Here is a 5,927-nt window from a genome sequence, read left to right on the forward strand (position 1 = left end):
GCCCGCTCGGGCGGTTGCCGTGCCCGGCCGGGCCTCGGCCGGCGTCGGCGCGGGTGGTGTCGGCGGGCGCGGTTCTTCCGGGGCCGGCACCCGTGCCGACGCCGATGTCCGCGCCGCGCAGACCGTCGCCACCCCCGGCTGGGCGCCCGCCGACCTCGGTGCTCCCGCCACCTTCGTGCTGCTGCGGCACGGGGAGACGCCGTTGACGCCGCAGAAGCGTTTCTCGGGCAGTGGCGGCACCGATCCGTCGCTGTCCGGGGCCGGCCGGGAGCAGGCCGAGCGGGTCGCCGCGGCGCTCGCCCGGCGCGGCACGATCCAGGCCATCGCCTCGTCCCCCCTCGCCCGCACCCGCGAGACCGCCGGTGTCGTCGCCGCCCGCCTCGGTCTGGAGGTGATCGTGGAGGAGGGGCTGCGCGAGACCGACTTCGGCGCCTGGGAGGGGCTGACGTTCGGCGAGGTGCGCGAGCGCTACCCGGACGACCTGAACGCCTGGCTGGCCTCCCCGCACGCCGAACCCACCGGCGGCGGCGAGAGCTTCGCGACCACCGGCACCCGTATCGCCGCCACCCGCGACAAGCTGGTCGCGGCCCACGCGGGCCGTACGGTCCTGCTGGTCACCCACGTCACCCCGATCAAGACGTTCGTCCAGCTCGCCCTCGGCGCCCCGCCGGAGTCCCTGTTCCGCATGGAGCTGTCGGCGGCGTCGCTGTCGGCGGTGGCGTACTACGCGGACGGCAACGCCAGCGTCCGCCTGTTCAACGACACGTCCCACCTGCGCTGAGCGCCGCCGCCGCGCGGGCCAGCCGCTCGATCCGGACCCAGTCCCGGGCGGCCACCGCATCCGCGGGAACCATCCAACTGCCGCCGACACAGCCGACGTTGGGCAACGCCAAGTACTCGGGCGCGCTGTCGGGCCCGATGCCGCCGGTGGGGCAGAAGCGGGCCTGGGGGAGAGGGCCGTACAGCGCCTTCAGATACGCGGTGCCGCCGGCCGCCCGCGCCGGGAAGAACTTCATCTCCCGCACCCCGCGCTCCAGCAGCGCCACGACCTCGGACACCGTGGACACCCCGGGCAGGAACGGCACCCCGGACGCCCGCATGGCCTCCAGCAGTACGTCCGTCCAGCCGGGACTCACCACAAACCGCGCCCCCGCCGCCACACTGTCCGCCACCTGCGCCGGCGTGACGACCGTACCGGCCCCCACCACCGCCTCCGGCACCTCACCGGCGACGGCCCGGACAGCGTCCAGCCCGGCCGGCGTCCGCAGCGCCACCTCGACCGCGGGCAGCCCCCCGGCCACCAGCGCCCGCGCCAGCGGTACGGCGTCGGCGGCGTCCTCGACGACCAGGACGGGCACGACGGGGGCGAGATCCAGGACGGAGGCGGTGGGCAGGGGGGAGGGCATGGCCTCATCGTGCCCGGGAGGAGCAGTGCGCACAAAGCACGTTGCGCAGGACGCAACGCGCTCCAGCGGCCCTCAGCGGCGTTCAAGGGCCCCAGTGGATCTCAGCGGCCCTCAGTGGATCTCCGCCACCACCACATCCAGCGCCCACGGCCTCCCCGCCTTCGCAGGCGGCTCCGCCTCCACCACGTACCCGAGGTCCCGCAGCGCCTCCACCAGCCCGGCCGGGTCCTTCGGCACGGCCCCGTCGCTCAGCAGGCTGCGCACGATCCGCCCCTTGGTCGCCTTGTTGAAGTGGCTGACGACCTTCCGGGTCGGCGCGTGCAACACCCGTACGGTCGCCGTCCGCCCCGCGACCTCGCCCTTCGGCTTCCAGGCGGCGGCGTAGGCGGCGGACCGCAGGTCCAGCACCAGCCCGTCGCCGGCCACCTCGGGCAGGACGGAGGCCATCGGCGTACGCCAGTAAGCGGCCAGCGCGCCCGTCCCGGGCAGCTTGACGCCCATCGAGCAGCGGTAGGACGGAATCCGGTCGGTCACCCGCACCGCACCCCACAACCCCGAGAAGACCAGCAGCGAGCGCGCGGCGCGCCGCTGGGCGGCGGCGTCGAGGGAGGCCAGGCCCAGGGCGTCGTAGAGCACCCCGGTGTAGATCTCCCCGGCGGGCCGCGCCCCCGCCGTGCGCAGCCCGGCGTTCTTGGCGACCTCGCCGCGCAGCCCCTCGCTCAGCCCGAGCACCTCGCGGGCCTTGTCCTCGTCGCCGGCGCACAGCTCGACGAGCTCCGAGAGGACGGCCTCGCGGGCGACGGCCAGCCCCGGCAGCGACAGCGACTGAAGCTGCAGCGGGGTGCCGGGGCCGCCGGACGCCTTGCCTTCGGACGGGGGCAGCAGGACAAGCACACGTACTCCTTCGGTCGAACTCCGCGCCAGCGTACGGCGTGCCGCCAGGGCGCCTCCGCCCTACTCCGCCCGCGCCCGCGTGAGGGCGGTGAGGGCGCCCACCAGCGCGTCGGCGTCCTCGGCGTGGAGGCGTACGACCCGCACCCGCCGGAGCCTGCCGAGGAGGGTGACGTGCTCGACGGGGGCGGTCAGTTCCAGGGTGAGCGAGGTCTGGAAGGCGACGGGGACGTTCAGCTCGCCGTCGGCCCGTTCGTGCGTCGTGCGCGGCTCCCGGCGTACGGACGCGATCCGCTCCAGCGGGACGCGCAGGTCGACGTGGACGCCGTGCCGTATGCGCAGACCGTCCGCGCCGAGCACGTGCGGGCGGACCACAGACGCCGCGTGCAGGGCGACGACGAAGACGACCGTGTACACGTCGAGGAACAGCACCACCGCGTGTGCGGTGGGCCAGTTCCGCAGCAGCACGGACATCATCAGTGTCTCGACCAGGCAGACGAACGCCAGCCCGGCCATGACCGGCCCCTGACCGCGGGCGTACCCGAAGGCCCGCCCACCGCCGCCGGTGCCGTGCGTACGGCGCACCACCCACAGCCCCAGGCTCGCCATCAGCCGCACCTCGTGCCGGACGAGGGCGAGCACGGCTGTGAGCACGGCTCTCATGCCGGCCCCTGGGCGAGGATCCGCAGCGCCTGCTGGATCGCCGCGGCCTGGGCGGGGGCGAAGTCGGCGCAGAGGGCACGCAGGAATTCGTGTCCGTGGTCGATGCCGGCCGGCTCCGGAAGCATCTCCCGGGGAATGCACCCGGCGAGCGCACGGGCGGCCTCCGCCACCCGCGGGTCGTCGGCGCCGGCGTCGGCGAGCGCGTCCAGCAGCGCGTACGCCTCCTGTGCCCGCGCCGTCGCCTCCGGTGTGGCGAAGGCCGAACCGACGGCGCCCATCAGCCGCTCCCGGTCCGCCGGGTCCGCGGCCGTCTCCAGCAGCGCCAGCACCTCGCGGTCCTTGGCGGCCATGGGGGAGTCGGGCAGGTCGGCGGCGGTCCGGGCGAACAGCGCGGCCAGCTCGGGGGAGACCGGTCCCTCGGCGGGCAGCTCCCCCACGTCCAGCAGGGCACGCAGCCGCACCCTTCGCTCCCGTATCGCCGCCTCCTGCCGCGCCAGGTCGGCGTCGAGCTCCTCCAGCACCTCGGCGAGGTCCTTGCCCGCATCGTCGGCGAGCACGTCCCGCACCTCCGCCAGCCCCAGCCCCAACTCGGTCAGCCGCCGGATCCGGGCCAGCGCGACGGCGTGCCGCAGGGTGTAGTGCCGGTACCCGTTGGCCCGCCGCTCCGGCTCCGGCAGCAGCCCCAGGTGGTGGTAGTGCCGCACGGTCCGCGTGGTGACGCCGACGGCCGCGGCGAGTTCTCCTATCCGCATGCGGACCAGTACAGACGTTGACGTCGCGTGAAGGTCAAGCGCACGGTCCGGTGCCTGACGGGGGCGGTGGTCGTGTGCCACGATCGAGGGAACGGTTCCCGATTCCTCGGACAGGTGATCTTGGGATGTCCCAGTCTGGCGAGCGACCGAAGGAGGGGCGTGACATGACTGCCGTGGCTCATGAGCCCACCACGCCGGCCGAGGGTCTGCTGGAGATCTTCCTGTCCCTCGACACCCCGGAGGGATTCCGGGCCGAGCTGATCGAGGGGGAGATCGTCGTGACACCACCGCCGGACGGGGACCACGAGGACTACATCAGTCTGATCATGAAGCAGGTGATCCGTCGGTCCCGGACCGACATGGACTTCTCCGGGAACAAGGGCTTGAAACTGAGGAGCGGTGGCGGTTGTCCGAAGGACCACGCGATTCCGGACGGCACCTTCGCGCCTACGAAGCTGCGCCTCCACCGGGGCGCCGACTCCTGGATGCCCTGCGACGGCGTGGCCATGGTGCTCGAGGTGACGTCGACCAAGCCCAAGTCCGACCGCGAGGCCAAACGCCGTTGCTACGCCCGTGGCGGCATCCCCCTCTACCTGCTCGTCGACCGGGAAACCTCATCGGTCACCCTGTTCAGCGAGCCGGAGAACGACGACTACCCGGAGCTCCGCACCCGCCCGTTCGGCAAGCCCCTCACGATCCCCGAGCCCTTCGCCTTCGAACTGGACACCGCGGACTTCCTCTGACCGGAGCCCGGAGGGGGACCGGTCGGCGCGCCCGGTACCATGGTCCGCACGGCAGACGAGCCGGGCGGACGGCCGCGTGAAGCCCTTCCGGGGCTTCCCGAGGAACGTCCGGGCTCCACAGGGCAGGGTGGTGGCTAACGGCCACCCGGGGTGACCCGCGGGACAGTGCCACAGAAAGCAGACCGCCGGGGCTGTGCTCTTCTCGAAGAGGGCGGTCCTCGGTAAGGGTGAAACGGTGGTGTAAGAGACCACCAGTGCCCAGGGTGACCTGGACAGCTCGGTAAACCCCACCCGGAGCAAGGTCAAAAGGAGCGCCGTAAAACGTGCTCTGCGCGGACGTTCGAGGGCTGCCCGCCCGAGTCCGCGGGTGGACCGCACGAGGCCGGCGGCAACGCCGGTCCTAGATGGATGGCCGTCGCCCCGGGCTCCGCGAGGAACCCGGGGAACAGAACCCGGCGTACAGCCCGACTCGTCTGCCTTTTCCTGTTGTGCAGGTCACGGTGCGTTCATTGGGTTTGCCGGGCCCAGGTCGCCGGCCTGGGTGGTCGACTTCGGCCAGCCCCCACCGCTGGGCGCTCTCGCGTCCGCCGTACCCGCGCCACACGGATGAGTCGCAGCTCGCCGTTGAGACGGCCGACGGGGGCGTGACCGGTCCTGATCAGGTAGGGGGCGTTCGGAGAGCATGACGAGGCGCGCCCGGGTGATGTCCGCCTCTGCTACCGCGAGCAGCTGAGGGTCGGTGATGCCGAGCTTGTTGCGCAGTACGCCGTTGGGCATGGCGTATGGATCGTTCACCCTGCCCGCCGCTGCGGAGTCTGTCGGTGGCGGGCGATCGCGCGGGCGACAAGGGTGTCCGCGTCGAGGTCGCCCTTCACGTACGCCTCGGTGTCCCGGTCGGAGGCGTCGGAGGCGTGGAGCCCCTCGGCCTCGATGGAGCCGGTGGCCGAGGCGGCGGCCGCACGTCGCGCCGCTCGGCCGCTCAGCGCCTCGAAGGCCTCGACGGACAGGAGGACGCCCTGGGGCTTGCGGTGGGCGCCGATCAGGACCGGGTCGGCATCCGCGCCGGACTCCGACAGGTCGGTCAGGATCCGCGACAGTCTCGCGCGCGCGTCGCTGACGGTCACGACCTCGGGGATCTCCATGCTGTCACCGCATCCAAGTAGAGTCTTGATTCTGTACAGATTCTAGTACGGATTCCGATGGGGTGCGGGGCGGTGCGCGCCGCACCCGCGACTCCCAGCGGCCCGGAACCGTCCAACGCGCCGGCTTCCCCCGTACGTCCCTCCCTCACAGTGTGATCGGAATTCTCTCCACCTCCCCGGGGAGTCGTCCACGGTGTGCCCGTCTGTGGACGGACTGTCTCGCATGTGCCGTCAGGAGAGCGGGAGAGTGAGGTGGGCCGTCGGGCGAGGTGGCAGCGGAGCTGCTCCTTTTCCCAACGGCCTCCTCCCGAACCCGTCGTGCGGCGTTAA

7 protein-coding genes and 1 other RNA gene are annotated in these 5,927 nt (G+C 72.8%); 3 read left to right on the forward strand and 5 right to left on the reverse strand.

The genetic code is table 11. The features are described 5' to 3' along the window. On the forward strand, positions 1-781 hold a 781-nt coding region (locus DEP02_RS25965; protein ID WP_232839280.1), incomplete at its 5' end, for a histidine phosphatase family protein. Here DEP02_RS25965 and eda read toward each other — a convergent pair. From eda to DEP02_RS25985, 4 genes are all read right to left on the reverse strand, one after another. Beyond that, on the reverse strand, positions 756-1,406 hold the full coding sequence (gene eda, locus DEP02_RS25970; protein WP_112470115.1) for a bifunctional 4-hydroxy-2-oxoglutarate aldolase/2-dehydro-3-deoxy-phosphogluconate aldolase: 651 nt from the start codon (positions 1,404-1,406) through the stop codon (positions 756-758). The genes DEP02_RS25965 and eda overlap by 26 nt on opposite strands. 111 nt (positions 1,407-1,517) lie before the next feature. Continuing rightward, the gene (yaaA, locus tag DEP02_RS25975; RefSeq protein WP_112470116.1) at positions 1,518-2,300 is read right to left on the reverse strand and encodes a peroxide stress protein YaaA; all 783 of its coding nucleotides are present in this window, start codon (positions 2,298-2,300) and stop codon (positions 1,518-1,520) included. 60 nt (positions 2,301-2,360) lie between these two features. Further along, positions 2,361-2,960, reverse strand: coding sequence for a hypothetical protein (locus tag DEP02_RS25980; RefSeq protein WP_112470117.1), 600 nt, complete (start codon positions 2,958-2,960; stop codon positions 2,361-2,363). Next, entirely contained in the window at positions 2,957-3,712 is a 756-nt protein-coding gene (locus DEP02_RS25985) for a MerR family transcriptional regulator (RefSeq protein ID WP_112470118.1), read from the reverse strand. Before DEP02_RS25985 ends, DEP02_RS25980 begins: the two co-directional genes overlap by 4 nt. 164 nt (positions 3,713-3,876) lie before the next feature. Between DEP02_RS25985 and DEP02_RS25990 the strand changes: the two genes are divergently transcribed. Next, entirely contained in the window at positions 3,877-4,455 is a 579-nt protein-coding gene (locus DEP02_RS25990; protein WP_112470119.1) for a Uma2 family endonuclease, read from the forward strand. Between the two features lie 56 nt (positions 4,456-4,511). Further along, positions 4,512-4,931: RNase P RNA component class A (rnpB, locus tag DEP02_RS25995), an RNA gene on the forward strand. 315 nt (positions 4,932-5,246) lie between these two features. Here rnpB and DEP02_RS26000 read toward each other — a convergent pair. Next, positions 5,247-5,597, reverse strand: a complete 351-nt coding sequence (locus tag DEP02_RS26000; protein WP_112470120.1) for an antitoxin VbhA family protein — start codon at positions 5,595-5,597, stop codon at positions 5,247-5,249. Positions 5,598-5,927 lie beyond the last annotated feature (330 nt).

Source organism: Streptomyces triticisoli (assembly GCF_003270085.1).
GTDB lineage: Bacteria > Actinomycetota > Actinomycetes > Streptomycetales > Streptomycetaceae > Streptomyces > Streptomyces triticisoli.